Genomic DNA, 12,951 nt, shown 5'->3' with positions numbered 1-12,951 from the left:
CTTACCAGCGCTTGCCTTCGGGCGTATCGAGCAGCGGACGCAATTTGGCAGCGATTGCCTCGCGTGCGCGGAAGATCCGCGACCGGACCGTCCCGATCGGACAGCCCATCATTTCCGCGATCTCTTCGTAGCTCAGGCCCTCGATCTCGCGCAGCGTAATTGCCTGGCGCAGTTCTTCGGGCAGCAGAGCCATGGCAGCGTTGACCGTCTCGGCAATCTGCTTGCTCATCAACATCGACTCAGGCGTGTTGATATCCCTTAGTTGGTCTGCGTCGGAGAAAGTTTCCGCTTCCTCCGCATCGGCCTCGGTCGAGGTCGGCGCCCGGCGGCCTTGCGTCGCAAGGTAGTTCTTCGCCGTGTTGACGGCAATTCGGTACAACCACGTATAGAACGCCGATTCGCCGCGGAATTGCGGCAGCGCACGATACGCCTTGATGAACGCGTCCTGGGCCACATCCTCGACCTCGGCGGGATCCCGCACGAGGCGCGAGATCAGCCGAATGATCTTGCGGTGGTATTTGGAGACCAGGAGTTCGAACGCTGCCTTGTCGCCCTTCTGTACGCGCTCGACCAGAGCCTGATCGATTTCTTTTTCACTCACCTGACAAATCCGTTAACTAGGGATGCAACGCGGAGCGCTATTGTAGCGTTCCCGCGCCGGCCGCTGGTTACGGTAGGTAACCGTGCCGCCGTCAAACCCGCCCCGCCGCGCCCGCCGTTCGCGCCAGCACGGAAAGCGCGCTGAACGATGCGGCGTCGAGCGCATCGGCCGGAATCAGCAGCGGCCGGGCCCGCCGGGCGCCCTGCCCGACCGACAGCACCAGCAGCAGGCTGCTCCAGTGCGCATGACCCGTCACGCGGCCGCGGGCCAGCAGGCGCCCGGTGCGGCCAAACGCCGCGACTTCCCCGAAGGCGTCGATCTGCAACTCGGCCGGCAGCCGGCGGGCACAGGCCCGCGCCGCACACACGGCCAGCAGCGCGGCCGTCACGGCCGACACGCCTGCGCCGGCGGTAGCGCCCGCGCGCGGCGCCCAGAACAGGTAGGCCGACGCGGTAGCCGAAGCGACGAACACGGCCAGCACGAGATACGACACGGCCGAGGCCCGCAACGCAAAGCGCTGCGGACGCCCGGCCGGAGCATCGAATGGACTCGTCAAGCGATTGCGGCGTCAGACGCGCTTGAACACCAGCGTGCCGTTGGTACCGCCGAAGCCGAAGTTGTTCTTCACGGCAACGTCGATCTTCATGTCACGCGCGGTATTCGCGCAGTAGTCGAGATCGCACTCCGGGTCCTGGTTGAAGATGTTGATGGTCGGCGGCGACACGTTGTTGTGCAGCGCCAGCACCGTGAACACCGATTCGAGGCCGCCCGCGCCGCCCAGCAGGTGGCCCGTCATCGACTTCGTCGAGTTCACGACGATCTTGTACGCATGCTCGCCGAAGGCCGCCTTCACCGCGTCGGACTCGTTCTTGTCGCCCAGCGGCGTCGACGTGCCGTGCGCGTTCAGGTACTGGACCTCGTCCGGGTTCACGCCGGCGTCGCGCAGTGCCGCGACCATGCAGCGGCGCGGGCCGTCCATGTTCGGCGCGGTCATGTGGTACGCGTCGCCCGTCATGCCGAAGCCCGAGACTTCCGCGTAGATCTTCGCACCGCGTGCCTTCGCCGCTTCGTACTCCTCGAGCACCATCACGCCGGCACCCTCGCCCAGCACGAAGCCGTCGCGGTCCTTGTCCCACGGACGCGACGCGGTGGCCGGATCGTCGTTGCGAGTCGACAGCGCGCGCGCGGCCGCGAAACCGCCGATGCCGAGCGGCGACACGGTCGATTCGGCGCCGCCCGCGACCATCACGTCGGCGTCGCCGGCCTGGATCAGGCGCGCTGCGAGGCCGATGCTGTGCAGGCCGGTCGTGCAAGCCGTGACAGCCGCGAGGTTCGGGCCTTTCAGCCCGAACATGATGCTCAGGTGACCCGAGATCATGTTGATGATCGAACCCGGCACGAAGAACGGCGAAATCCGGCGTGCGCCGCGATCGACGTAGGTCTGGTGGGTATCTTCGATCATCGGCAGGCCGCCGATGCCGGAACCGACCAGCACGCCGATGCGTTCCGCATTGGCCTCGTTCACTTCCAGCCCGCTGTCCTTGATGGCCTGGACGCCGGCGGCGATGCCGTAATGGATGAACGTATCCATGTTCCGGGCTTCCTTCGCCGGGATGTACTCCTCGGCGCTGAAACCCTTCACTTCACCCGCGAAATGGCAGGCGAGGTTCGACGCATCGAACTTCGTGACGGTGGCAATACCGGACTTGCCGGCGACGAGATTGGCCCAGCCGTCGGCAACATTATTGCCAACAGGCGAAATCAGCCCCAGGCCTGTAACAACAACACGACGGCGGCTCACGGTAACCTCTTTTCCATTATTGGATGACAAAAACAAAAGCCACAGTGGCCACAGGAACCAGCCCTGCGAGCCCTGTGGCTGTTAGTCCGTCCGGCGCGAAGCCGGCAGGATGGCGCGTCAATCGCGAAGATCGCGGCGACGTGGCGGACAAGCGCGAAAGGCGCTCGTTACGCCTTGACGTTTGCGCGAGCGTAGTCGATCGCTTGCTGAACGGTCGTGATCTTCTCTGCTTCTTCGTCCGGGATTTCCATGCCGAACTCGTCTTCCAGAGCCATCACCAGTTCGACGGTGTCGAGCGAGTCGGCGCCCAGGTCGTTCACGAACGAAGCTTCGTTCTTGATCTCGGCTTCCGCGACGCCCAGTTGTTCAGCGACGATCTTCTTGACACGTTGTTCGATGTTGTCCATTACCCCTCCGAGGGAAAGTTCAGATTTACAAGTGCGCGCATTTTATCAGGTTTGCTGACGCCAAAACGCGCGTTGGCTTGATGGTCGATCAAGCGCCGATCCGCCTGAAAAACGGGATACGGCGCGGATGGTAAACGAAAATCGTTACGACATGTACATGCCGCCGTTCACGTGCAGCGTCGTACCGGTGATGTAACCGGCTTGCGGCGATGCGAGGAACGCGACGGCATGGGCGATGTCTTCCGGGCTGCCGAGGCGGCCGAGCGGAATCTGGGTCTTGAGCGCGGCCTGCTGTTCTTCCGGCAGCGTCTTCGTCATGTCGGTGTCGATGAAGCCCGGCGCCACGCAGTTCACGGTGATGCCGCGGCTGCCGATTTCACGCGCAAGCGCACGCGTCATGCCCGCCACGCCGGCCTTGGCGGCCGCGTAGTTGACCTGGCCCGGGTTGCCGGCCGAGCCGACCACCGACGTGATGTTGATGATGCGGCCGCCACGCGCCTTCATCATCGGGCGCAGCACCGCGCGCGACAGGCGGAACACCGACTTCAGGTTGGTGTCGATCACCGCGTCCCAGTCCTCGTCCTTCATGCGCATCGCGAGCTGGTCCTGCGTGATGCCCGCGTTGTTGACGAGCACGTTCAGCGCGCCGAATTCCTTCACGGTCGCGTCGATCAGCGCCTCGGCGGCTGCCGCGTCGTTGACGTTCAGCACCGCGCCGCGGCCCGTGACGCCCGCTTCCGCGAACGCTGCGGTAATCGCAGCGGCGCCCGATTCGCTCGTCGCCGTGCCGATCACCGTCGCACCCAGGCGCGCGAGCTCGAGCGCGATCGAGCGGCCGATGCCGCGCGATGCGCCCGTGACGATCGCAACCTGTTTATCGAGAGTCTTGTCCATGAATCGAATATCCGTCTCTTGAGAAAAGGCGCCGCGTCAGGCGGTCACCAGCTTGAGTGCTTCGTCGAGCGAAGCCGGATCGAATACCGACGCGCCCGTCAGGTTGCCGTCGATGCGCTTCGTCAGGCCGGTGAGCACCTTGCCCGGACCACATTCGATCACGTGCGTGACGCCCGTGCCCGCGATGTGCTGCACGCACTCGACCCAGCGCACCGGGCCCGCGGCCTGGCGCACCAGCGCATCCTTGATCGCAGCCGGATCGCTGACCACGGCGACGTCGATGTTGTTGACGACCGGAATCTGCGGCGCCTTGACGTCGACGTTCGCAAGATAGTCGCGCAACTGGTCCGACGCCGGCTTGAGCAGCGACGAATGGAACGGCGCCGACACCGGCAGCGGCAGTGCGCGCTTCGCGCCCTTCGCCTTCGCGATCTCGCAGGCCTTTTCGACTGCGGCCTTGTTGCCTGCGATAACGACCTGTGCGGGTGCATTGAAGTTTACCGCTTCGACGACGCCCGCTTCCGCGGCTTCGGCGCAGACCGCGCGCACCGTGTCGTCGTCGAGGCCCAGGATCGCGGCCATGCCGCCCTGGCCGACCGGCACGGCCGTCTGCATCGCCTGCGCACGGAAGCGCACGAGCGGCACCGCGTCCTTGAACGCGAGCGCGCCTGCAGCGACGAGCGCCGTGTATTCACCGAGGCTGTGGCCGGCGACGATCGCCGGCGCCGGGCCGCCTGCCTGCTGCCACGCGCGATAGCACGCATACGCTGCGGTCAGCATCACGGGCTGCGTGTTGGTGGTGAGGTTCAGCTCTTCGGCCGGGCCTTCGGCGATCAGCTTGCCGAGATCCTGATTGAGTGCATCGGACGCTTCCTGGAGCGTCTCGCGCACGACGGCCAGATCGGCGAATGCATTGAGCATGCCGACCGCCTGCGAGCCCTGCCCCGGAAATACGAATGCAAATTTCATATCGTCCCCAATTGAATCGATTCGGACGGCGCGCGCGAATGGCGCGCCGATGGGATCCGCGCGCAGCAGTCGCGCGCCGCGGATCAGTAGCGGAAGACCGACGCGCCCCAGGTGAAGCCGCCGCCGACGCCTTCGATCAGCACGTGCTGGCCGCGCTGGATACGACCGTCGCGCACCGCGGCGTCGAGCGCCAGCGGGATCGACGCAGCCGACGTGTTGCCGTGCTGGTCGACCGTCACGACCATGCGCTCCTGCGGCAGGCCGAGCTTGCGGCAGGTGCTGGTCATGATGCGAATGTTGGCCTGGTGCGGAATCAGCCAGTCGATCTGCTCGGGCGCGAGATTCGCCTTCGCGAGCGCCTCGATCGCAACCTTTTCGAGCACGTTGACCGCGAGCTTGAACACGGCCTGCCCGTCCATGTGCAGGAACGCGCTGCCCTCGATCACGCCGCGATTGACGTTGCCCGGCGTGCAGAGGATGTTCGAATAGCTGCCGTCCGCATGCAGCGCGCTGCCGAGCACGCCCGGCTCTTCCGATGCGGACAGGATCACGGCACCCGCGCCGTCACCGAACAGCACGCAGGTCGTGCGGTCCTTGAAATCGAGAATGCGCGAGAACGTCTCAGCACCGACGACGAGCGCCGTGCGGTGCTGACCGCTGCGGATGAAGCTGTCGGCCGTCGCCACCGCGTACGCGAAGCCCGAACACACGGCCTGCACGTCGAATGCCGCGCCGCCGTTCTTGATGCCGAGCTTGTTCTGCAACAGGCACGCGGTGCTCGGGAACACGAAATCGGGGGTCGAAGTCGCGACGATGATCAGGTCGATCGACTGCGGATCGATGCCGGCGGCTTCGATCGCGCGACGCGACGCCTCGAGCGCGAGGTCGCTGGTCGTGACGTCCGGTGCGGCGAAATGGCGCGCATGGATACCCGTGCGCGCAACGATCCATTCATCGCTCGTCTCGATGCCTTCCTTCGCAAGACGATCGGTCAACTGCTGGTTCGTGACGCGGTCAGGCGGCAGGTAGCTGCCCGTGCCGAGCACGCGGGAATAGAGAGTCGATTGGGCCATTTATGCTTTAGAGGATTGCGCAGCGGAAGGTTCGGCGTGATGGCCTGCGGCAGGGCTTGCATGGCCCGCACCGCCCGCGTCGTGTTCGCCTTCGCCGAGCGACACTGAATTATCCGCCATCGCGCGCGCGAGGCGCTCCAGCACGCCGTTTTTGACGGCATCATACCCGCGTTTGATCGCCCACTCAAACGCGTAGGCATCGGCCGAACCGTGGCTCTTGATCACGAGGCTTTTCAGCCCCAGCAGCGCCGCGCCATTGTACTGGCGGTGGTCGACGCGCTTCTTGAACCGCATCAGGACGGGTAGCGCGAGCAGCGCCATCAGCTTCGACATCAGCGAACGGCCGAACTCCTCACGGATGATGTCCGACAGCATCTGTGCGAGCCCCTCGGACGTCTTCAGCGCGACGTTGCCGACGAAGCCGTCGCACACGATCACGTCGACCGTGCCCTTGTAGATGTCGTTGCCTTCGACGTTGCCGCGGAAATTGAGCGTGCTGGCGCGCAGCAGTTCGCCTGCGCGCTTGATCGTCTCGTTGCCCTTGATCACCTCTTCGCCGATGTTCAGCAGGCCGATCGTCGGACGCTCCTTGCCTTCGAGCGCCGCCACGAGCGCGTGCCCCATTTCCGCGAACTGCAGCAGGTGCTGCGGTTCGCAGTCGACGTTCGCGCCGAGGTCCAGCATCATCGTATAGCCGGTCGGGTTCGGCAGTGCGAACGCGATCGCGGGCCGCTCGATGCCGGGCAGCGTCTTGAGTACGTAACGGGAAACAGCCATCAGCGCGCCGGTGTTGCCGGCGGAGATGCAGGCCTGCGCCGCGCCTTCCTTGACGTGGTTGAGTGCGACGCGCATCGAAGAATCCTTCTTCTTGCGCAGCGCCACTTCGACCGGGTCGTCCATCGCCACGACTTCGGTGGCGGGAACGATGGTCAGCGCGGGATCGTCGAGGGCTTTCAGCTTTTTCAGCTGAGCGCGGATCGCGCTTTCGATGCCGACGAGCATCAGGTGCGCATCGGGATGCGCGCGGACGAACTTGACTGCCGCGGGAACGGTCACGGACGGGCCGTGGTCGCCTCCCATGCAATCGATTGTGAGCTTTACGGTCATGGAATGCGACGAATTTCAGGCACAAAAAAGCGGCAGTTGAATGCCGCCTTTTTGTTGAGCCAGGAAAGTGTCAAGCGAACCAGTTGTCACGCGAACGGCAAGCGTAGCGCGCAACGCGTGACTTGACGCTTAGTCGTTCTTCGTCTTGACGACTTTCTTGCCGCGGTAGTAGCCGTTCGGGCTGACGTGGTGACGCAGGTGCACTTCACCCGTGCTCGGCTCGACTGCCAGCGGCGCTGCCGTCAGGAAATCGTGCGAACGATGCATGCCGCGCTTCGACGGCGACTTCTTGTTTTGCTGGACTGCCATGACTAACTCCTAAATAATTTTCCGGATTCTAACACAGCCCGATCCGGCGCTTAACTACCCTGGCCCAAAGCCTTTACGCCTTCCCGCGCCACAACTGCTTAGTGTTTCTTGGTGCCGTCACCGTCCTTCTTCAGCGCTTCCAGCGCTGCGAACGGATTCGGCCGTTTGCCTTCGTCCGCGGTTTCGCCGGACTCTTCGTCCGCCTCTTCCACAGGACCGCTCGCACCCGACACGAGGCTTTCGTGAACTGCCGGGCAAACCTCGTGCTTGGGCACGAGCGGCAACGAAAGCAGCAATTCCTCTTCGATCAAGTCGACGAGATCGAACTGGCGTGAGCCCACGATCACATCGGCTTCATCGTCGTCGAGCGGAAATTCTTCAGCTTCTTCTTCGGTCGCGACGACCCGGTACGTCATGTCGACGTCGAACGTCTGGTCGTACGGGGTCATGCAGCGCTGGCACGTGAGCCACGCCTGGCCGTGCACCGCAAGGCGCAGATACGGCTGCTGCCCATCGGCGCCGTCGTCCTGCAACTCCTTCTGGGTGAACCCTTCCGCCTGCCATGTGAAGACCGTGTCGCGATCTGGCGCGTCCGCAGGCACTTCGTTTAACATGCGCGGCAGTTGCGAGAGGCGCACCGCACCTGCTGCCTGCCGCCCGCTGCGGGCGAACTCGAACAGGTCGATCGCATGCGGATCAAGCGCCGCAGCCGGTTTGCCAGAAGAAGTGTTCATGTGCGCTCCTGCCTACAGGCTGACTTGCGGATCCGGCTTGGTACCGCTCGCGTACGGCTCATCCGCGGATGACGTACTTTACTTCCGAAGACCCGACAGGCGCCACCACAACGGAAGCCTGCCGACGAAAAGCGGGAAAGCATACCTGTTTTACCTTTTGCGGTCAATCACTTAAGCTTGCGTCCGCGCAACGCCGCACAACACCCGACGACTCACCGATCCAACCGACCATGCCGGATACCGCTTGCCGCCCACCGCGGCTGATTCTTGCCTCCAGTTCACGCTACCGCCGCGCGCTCCTCGAGCGCCTCGGCGTCCCCTTCGACGTCGTGTCGCCCGACCTCGACGAAACCCCGCACGACGGCGAAACGCCGGCCGCGACCGCCCTGCGGCTCGCCGGCGCGAAAGCGCGCGCCGTCGCCGCCACCATCGACGCACCGGACGGCGTGCTCGTGATCGGGTCGGACCAGGTCGCGACCTTCGACGGGCTCCAGATCGGCAAGCCCGGCACCCATGAGCGCGCGCTCGCGCAACTCGTGTCGATGCAGGGCCGCGAAGTCGAATTCCACAGCGCGCTGTGCCTGTACGACAGCCGGACGGGTGAAGCGCAGGTCGAGGACATCGTCACGCGCGTGCGTTTCCGCTCGCTGCCCGAGGCCGAACTCGACGCGTACCTGCGCGCCGAAACGCCGTACGACGTCGCCGGCAGCGCGAAGTCCGAAGGGCTCGGCATCGCACTGCTCGACGCGATCGACTCGAACGATCCGACCGCGCTCGTCGGCCTGCCGCTGATCGCGCTCACGCGCATGCTGCGCGCCGCCGACTATCCATTGTTTGCAACCACCCGTGGAGACCGCGCATGACCGCCGGCACGCTTTACCTCGTCCCGAACACGCTCGGCGAAGGCGACGAATCGATGCTCGCGGCCGTCCTGCCCGCGGCCGTGCAGGCGCGCGCCGGCACGCTCGGTTATTACATCGGCGAGAACGCGAAGACGACGCGTGCGTTTCTGAAGAAGATCGGCACCACACGCCCGATCCAGGAAATCGAGATCAGCGAACTGAACGTCAACACGCCGGCCGGCGCCATCGACCGGCTGCTCGCGCCCGTGCTGGCCGGCGCGGACGCCGGCCTCGTGTCCGAAGCCGGCTGCCCGGCCGTCGCCGATCCCGGCGCCATGCTGGTGCGCCGCGCGCACGAGCGCGGCGTGAAAGTCGTACCGCTGGTCGGACCGAGTTCGATCCTGCTCGCACTGATGGCATCGGGCCTGAACGGCCAGAGCTTCGCGTTCAACGGCTACCTGCCGGTCGACGCGGCGGCACGAGCGAAACGCCTGCGCGAACTCGAGCAACTGTCACGCAAGGCCCGCCAGACGCAGATCTTCATCGAAACGCCGTACCGGAATCAGGCGATGCTCGACACGCTCGTCGCGACCTGCGCGCCGTCGACGCAGATCTGCGTCGCAGCCGACCTGACCCTCGCGACGGAGACGATCGCGAGCCGGACCGTCACGGACTGGAAAAAGGCGCCTGCGCCGAATCTGCACAAGCGCCCTGCCATCTTCCTGCTGCTGGCGAACTGAACGCGGCAGGCGATCCGCCAGGCGAACGGCGGGCCATTCCGGCCCGCCCGCCTCCGGTCAGCGCAGGCTGACCGACGCGCCGCCGGTCGTCAGCGCCTTCATCGCGGCGCCGCCGACGGCCGCGCCGAACTTGCGCGCAACGCGGTTCGTCAGGCTTTCCTTCACCGTGTAGTCGACGAGATCCGGCGCCTTCAGCACGTCGCGCGCGACCGTGTCGGTCGTACCGTAACCGTCCGCAAGCCCGAGCTCGACGCTCTTCTCGCCGGTCCAGAACAGGCCCGAGAACATGTCGGGCGTCTCGTGCAGCCGCTTGCCGCGGCCATCCTTCACAGCCTTGATGAACTGCGCGTGCACCTGGTCGAGCAATGCCTGCGCGTGCGCGTCCATCTTCGGCGTTTCCGGCGAGAACGGGTCGTAGAAGCCCTTGTTTTCGCCCGACGTATGCAGGCGCCGATCGACACCGAGCTTGCCCATCAGCCCGGTAAAGCCGAACCCGTCCATCAGCACGCCGATCGAGCCGACGATGCTCGCCTTGTCGACGAAGATCTTGTCGGCCGCAGACGCGATGTAATAGCCGCCCGATGCGCACATGTCGGTCACGACGACATACAGCGGCTTGTCCGGATGCTTCGCGCGCAGCCGGCGGATCTCGTCGTAGACCATCCCGGCCTGCACCGGGCTGCCGCCCGGACTGTTGATCCGCAGCACGACACCGGCCGTGCCGTCGTCTTCGAACGCGGCGTCGAGCGCGGTGTTGATGTCGTCGGCATTTGCGTTCACGCCGGCCGCGATCTCGCCGTCGATCGTCACGAGCGCCGTATGCCGCCCGCTCGACGAAAACTTCGAATCGCTCGAAAAATCGATCAGCGCGAACGCGAACAGCACGAACACGGCGAGGAACGCGAAGCGGAAGAAGATCTTCCAGCGTCGCGCCGCGCGCTGCTCCTTGACGGCCGCGAGCGCGATCCGCTCGAGCGCCGCACGCTCCCAGTTCGGTTCACGGCTGTCGGGACGGGAGGAGGAATCCGGGGAATTCGGTTGGTCGGCCATGCAGGGTTGTCGTCAGTCGGTCGTGGCGGAAACAGCGGGACGCAGGTCGGCGTCGGGCACCCAGAATACCGCACGCCCGTCGGAGGTGTCGCGCTCGTCGACCTCGACCGGCCGCAGGCGGCCACCGCGGCACGGGCCGCCGACGCACTTGCCGGTGTTCGGCTCGTAGATCGCGCCATGTGTCGCGCACATCAGATAGAGGCCCGAGGATTCGAAGAACTGCCCTTCGGCCCAGTCGAGCTCCATCGGCACATGCGCGCAGCGATTCAGGTAACCGTATGCCTGGCCCTCGTAGCGCACGAAGAACACGACGGCCTGCTCGCCGCGCAGCGTCGCGTCGACGCGCACGCCGGCGCCGCCGTCGGCCAGTGCATCCGATGCGCACACGCGCACGGCGTCCGGCACCGCGCTCATGCGTGCTCCCGCAGCCACGCGGCCAGCGCCGCCGACGTCCGGCGCGACGAAGCGCGGCGCGAGCGCAGCCAGTGCGTCGGCCGTGTGCGCGCCGTACGCGACGCCGACGCCAGCGGCCCCGGCACTCGCGGCCATCTGCAGGTCGTGCGTCGTGTCGCCGATCATCACGGTGCGCGACAGATCCTGCCCCAATTCGCGGGACAGTTCGTGCAGCATCGCCGGATGCGGTTTCGAGAAGGTTTCGTCGGCGCAGCGCGTCGCATCGAACAGGCTCGTCAGCTTCGACTGGTCGAGCACGCGGTTCAACCCGACCCGGCCCTTGCCGGTAGCAACGGCGAGCAGATAGCCCGTGTCGCGCAGCTCGGCGAGCAGTTCGCGCACACCGGCGAACAACTCGATGCGCTGGTCGTCGAGCAGATAGTGATGGCGGTAGCGCTCGGCGAGCCGAGAATAGTCGGACGGATCGAGGGTCGGAGCCGTAATCTGCAGCGCATCGCGCAGGCCGAGGCCGATCACGTAGCGTGACGCCTCGTCGGACGGCGTGGGCAAGCCGAGATCGCGGCATGCGGCCTGGATGCTGTGCGCGATGTGCGCAGTCGAATCCATCAGCGTGCCGTCCCAGTCGAAGACGATCAGGTCAAATTGCTGTCGAGCCATGCGGTTCAGGCGGTATCGCGCAGTGCGCTGAGTTGATCGAGGAAGCGCCGGCATTCGTCCGGCAGCGGCGCATCGAACTGCAGCGCCTCGCCGGTCAGCGGATGGGCGAGCCGCAGCCGGTACGCATGCAGGAACATCCGTTTCAGCGACGGCTGCGCATTCGCGCGTGCCAGCGCCTTGTTCAGTGCGAAATCGCCATACTTGGCGTCACCGGCAATCGGCAGGCCCAGATGCGCGAGGTGCACACGGATCTGATGGGTCCGACCCGTTTTGAGTTCCGCCTCGAGAAGCGCGTACTCGGGCCAAAGGTCGACGAGGTTGAACACCGTATGCGACGGCAGTCCGTCGTCCTGCACGCGCACGCGGCGCTCCCCTTCCGGGGTCGAATACTTGAACAGCGGCGCCTTCACCGCGCGGCGACGCCCCCAGTCGGACTGCCATTCACCGTGGACGCACGCGAAGTAGCGCTTGTCCATCTTGTTCTCGCGAATCTGTTCGTGCAGGCCCACGAGCGCCGTGCGCTTCTTCGCGAGCATCAGGATCCCGGACGTCTCGCGGTCGAGCCGGTGCACGAGTTCGAGGAATTTCGCGCGCGGGCGCGCCTGGCGCATCTGCTCGATCACGCCGAACGCGACGCCGCTGCCGCCGTGGACCGCCACCCCGGCCGGCTTGTTGATGACGAGCATCGCGTCGTCCTCGAACAGCACGTCGAAGTGCGCGGGCGGCACGATGGTCGCTTCGGCCCGCGCGAGGTCGGCGGCGGCCACGCGCACGGGCGGCACGCGGACGATGTCGCCGAACGCGAGCCGGTACTGCGCATCGACCCGGCCCTTATTCACACGCACTTCGCCGCTGCGCAGGATCCGGTAAATATGGCTTTTCGGCACGCCTTTACAGACGCGCAACAGGAAGTTGTCGATACGCTGACCGGCCGAGTTTTCGTCGATCTCGATCATCGATACCTGGCCGCTTGCGACCGAATTCTGGGATATTTTGCCTAACTCGTTCATACTGAATATAATTTTGCCCAGCCTGACGTTGCGGGCGGCCTCACCGGCCGACCCGGATCAACCGGGCAAGGCGCAAGCGCAAACCGTTATTTTACTTGCGCCGGGGGTCTGCTGCTCGCCCCTAATCAAAGAGAAGCAGCAAGTTGCACGCACGGCGCCGCCCGTCGGCAAGGATCGCGCCCACAGGCGGATTCGGTCGGCAAGGCGCCGCGGTAACGGAAAGTTGGTTGAAAAGAATTTGATCGGCAGCCTGACGGCGCGAAGTGCGTCCGCGCAGGCTGCCGGTTGCGAAAATTACGGCGTTGCGCCCGATTTGGCTCCGCGAAGCGTGCGGGGCCTGGCG

Annotated in this window: 15 protein-coding genes and 1 pseudogene; 2 read left to right on the top strand and 14 right to left on the bottom strand. The window is 65.5% G+C overall.

All coding sequences use genetic code 11. The features are described from left to right. Nucleotide 1 precedes the first annotated feature (1 nt). From rpoE to LXE91_RS10460, 10 genes are all read right to left on the bottom strand, one after another. Nucleotides 2–601, bottom strand: coding sequence for an RNA polymerase sigma factor RpoE (gene rpoE, locus LXE91_RS10505; RefSeq protein WP_006490873.1), 600 nt, complete (start codon nucleotides 599–601; stop codon nucleotides 2–4). 91 nt (nucleotides 602–692) lie between these two features. Continuing rightward, nucleotides 693–1,157 carry a hypothetical protein gene (locus LXE91_RS10500; RefSeq protein WP_039348392.1) on the bottom strand — a complete coding sequence of 155 codons (465 nt, stop codon included), beginning with the start codon at nucleotides 1,155–1,157 and terminating at the stop codon, nucleotides 693–695. Between the two features lie 12 nt (nucleotides 1,158–1,169). After that, nucleotides 1,170–2,402 carry a beta-ketoacyl-ACP synthase II gene (gene fabF / locus LXE91_RS10495; protein WP_039348395.1) on the bottom strand — a complete coding sequence of 411 codons (1,233 nt, stop codon included), beginning with the start codon at nucleotides 2,400–2,402 and terminating at the stop codon, nucleotides 1,170–1,172. Nucleotides 2,403–2,569: 167 nt separating this feature from the next. Continuing rightward, a complete protein-coding gene (acpP, locus tag LXE91_RS10490) occupies nucleotides 2,570–2,809 on the bottom strand; it encodes an acyl carrier protein (protein WP_004197638.1) in 240 nt (79 codons plus the stop codon). Nucleotides 2,810–2,953: 144 nt separating this feature from the next. Then, nucleotides 2,954–3,703 (bottom strand): 3-oxoacyl-ACP reductase FabG, encoded by a 750-nt coding sequence (gene fabG / locus LXE91_RS10485; RefSeq protein ID WP_006476504.1) that lies wholly within the window; start codon nucleotides 3,701–3,703, stop codon nucleotides 2,954–2,956. Between the two features lie 36 nt (nucleotides 3,704–3,739). Further along, nucleotides 3,740–4,672, bottom strand: a complete 933-nt coding sequence (gene fabD / locus LXE91_RS10480; protein ID WP_039348400.1) for an ACP S-malonyltransferase — start codon at nucleotides 4,670–4,672, stop codon at nucleotides 3,740–3,742. Nucleotides 4,673–4,755: 83 nt separating this feature from the next. Continuing rightward, entirely contained in the window at nucleotides 4,756–5,745 is a 990-nt protein-coding gene (locus LXE91_RS10475; RefSeq protein ID WP_039348403.1) for a beta-ketoacyl-ACP synthase III, read from the bottom strand. After that, complete coding sequence (gene plsX, locus LXE91_RS10470; RefSeq protein WP_039348406.1) at nucleotides 5,746–6,852, bottom strand: phosphate acyltransferase PlsX; 1,107 nt, start codon at nucleotides 6,850–6,852, stop codon at nucleotides 5,746–5,748. Nucleotides 6,853–6,981: 129 nt separating this feature from the next. Beyond that, nucleotides 6,982–7,161, bottom strand: coding sequence for a 50S ribosomal protein L32 (rpmF, locus tag LXE91_RS10465; protein ID WP_006051932.1), 180 nt, complete (start codon nucleotides 7,159–7,161; stop codon nucleotides 6,982–6,984). A 98-nt stretch (nucleotides 7,162–7,259) separates the two neighbouring features. Continuing rightward, nucleotides 7,260–7,895, bottom strand: a complete 636-nt coding sequence (locus LXE91_RS10460; RefSeq protein ID WP_039348421.1) for a YceD family protein — start codon at nucleotides 7,893–7,895, stop codon at nucleotides 7,260–7,262. A 230-nt stretch (nucleotides 7,896–8,125) separates the two neighbouring features. On the opposite strand from LXE91_RS10460, the gene LXE91_RS10455 reads away from it, so the two are divergent. Together LXE91_RS10455 and LXE91_RS10450 are read left to right on the top strand one after the other, a co-directional pair. Further along, on the top strand, nucleotides 8,126–8,758 hold the full coding sequence (locus LXE91_RS10455) for a Maf-like protein (RefSeq protein WP_039348423.1): 633 nt from the start codon (nucleotides 8,126–8,128) through the stop codon (nucleotides 8,756–8,758). Beyond that, nucleotides 8,755–9,477, top strand: a complete 723-nt coding sequence (locus LXE91_RS10450) for an SAM-dependent methyltransferase (RefSeq protein ID WP_039348425.1) — start codon at nucleotides 8,755–8,757, stop codon at nucleotides 9,475–9,477. Before LXE91_RS10455 ends, LXE91_RS10450 begins: the two co-directional genes overlap by 4 nt. Before the next feature lie 57 nt (nucleotides 9,478–9,534). Here the strand turns inward: LXE91_RS10450 and LXE91_RS10445 are convergent, their stop codons facing one another. From LXE91_RS10445 to LXE91_RS10430, 4 genes and pseudogenes are all read right to left on the bottom strand, one after another. Then, complete coding sequence (locus LXE91_RS10445; RefSeq protein WP_039348427.1) at nucleotides 9,535–10,527, bottom strand: S49 family peptidase; 993 nt, start codon at nucleotides 10,525–10,527, stop codon at nucleotides 9,535–9,537. 12 nt (nucleotides 10,528–10,539) lie between these two features. After that, nucleotides 10,540–10,941, bottom strand: a complete 402-nt coding sequence (locus LXE91_RS10440; protein WP_039348429.1) for a Rieske (2Fe-2S) protein — start codon at nucleotides 10,939–10,941, stop codon at nucleotides 10,540–10,542. Continuing rightward, nucleotides 10,938–11,598, bottom strand: a pseudogene (locus LXE91_RS10435) (HAD-IA family hydrolase). Before LXE91_RS10435 ends, LXE91_RS10440 begins: the two are co-directional and overlap by 4 nt. Nucleotides 11,599–11,603: 5 nt before the next feature. Beyond that, nucleotides 11,604–12,608: an RluA family pseudouridine synthase gene (locus LXE91_RS10430; protein WP_039348433.1), complete on the bottom strand. Its 1,005-nt coding sequence runs from the start codon at nucleotides 12,606–12,608 to the stop codon at nucleotides 11,604–11,606. Between the last annotated feature and the right edge of the window lie 343 nt (nucleotides 12,609–12,951).

Origin of the sequence: Burkholderia contaminans (assembly GCF_029633825.1) — a bacterium.
Lineage (GTDB): Bacteria > Pseudomonadota > Gammaproteobacteria > Burkholderiales > Burkholderiaceae > Burkholderia > Burkholderia contaminans.
Note: the sequence above shows the minus strand (reverse complement) of the source record. Positions and strands in the feature narration are given on the sequence as shown.

What these genes read in the sequence shown, in the direction of transcription:
- acpP (WP_004197638.1), bottom strand. Translation starts at nt 2,809, where the DNA reads ATGGACAACATCGAACAACGTGTCAAGAAGATCGTCGCTGAACAACTG.
- fabG (WP_006476504.1), bottom strand. Translation starts at nt 3,703, where the DNA reads ATGGACAAGACTCTCGATAAACAGGTTGCGATCGTCACGGGCGCATCG.
- fabD (WP_039348400.1), bottom strand. Translation starts at nt 4,672, where the DNA reads ATGAAATTTGCATTCGTATTTCCGGGGCAGGGCTCGCAGGCGGTCGGC.
- LXE91_RS10475 (WP_039348403.1), bottom strand. Translation starts at nt 5,745, where the DNA reads ATGGCCCAATCGACTCTCTATTCCCGCGTGCTCGGCACGGGCAGCTAC.
- plsX (WP_039348406.1), bottom strand. Translation starts at nt 6,852, where the DNA reads ATGACCGTAAAGCTCACAATCGATTGCATGGGAGGCGACCACGGCCCG.
- rpmF (WP_006051932.1), bottom strand. Translation starts at nt 7,161, where the DNA reads ATGGCAGTCCAGCAAAACAAGAAGTCGCCGTCGAAGCGCGGCATGCAT.
- LXE91_RS10460 (WP_039348421.1), bottom strand. Translation starts at nt 7,895, where the DNA reads ATGAACACTTCTTCTGGCAAACCGGCTGCGGCGCTTGATCCGCATGCG.
- LXE91_RS10455 (WP_039348423.1), top strand. Translation starts at nt 8,126, where the DNA reads ATGCCGGATACCGCTTGCCGCCCACCGCGGCTGATTCTTGCCTCCAGT.
- LXE91_RS10450 (WP_039348425.1), top strand. Translation starts at nt 8,755, where the DNA reads ATGACCGCCGGCACGCTTTACCTCGTCCCGAACACGCTCGGCGAAGGC.
- LXE91_RS10445 (WP_039348427.1), bottom strand. Translation starts at nt 10,527, where the DNA reads ATGGCCGACCAACCGAATTCCCCGGATTCCTCCTCCCGTCCCGACAGC.
- LXE91_RS10440 (WP_039348429.1), bottom strand. Translation starts at nt 10,941, where the DNA reads ATGAGCGCGGTGCCGGACGCCGTGCGCGTGTGCGCATCGGATGCACTG.
- LXE91_RS10430 (WP_039348433.1), bottom strand. Translation starts at nt 12,608, where the DNA reads ATGAACGAGTTAGGCAAAATATCCCAGAATTCGGTCGCAAGCGGCCAG.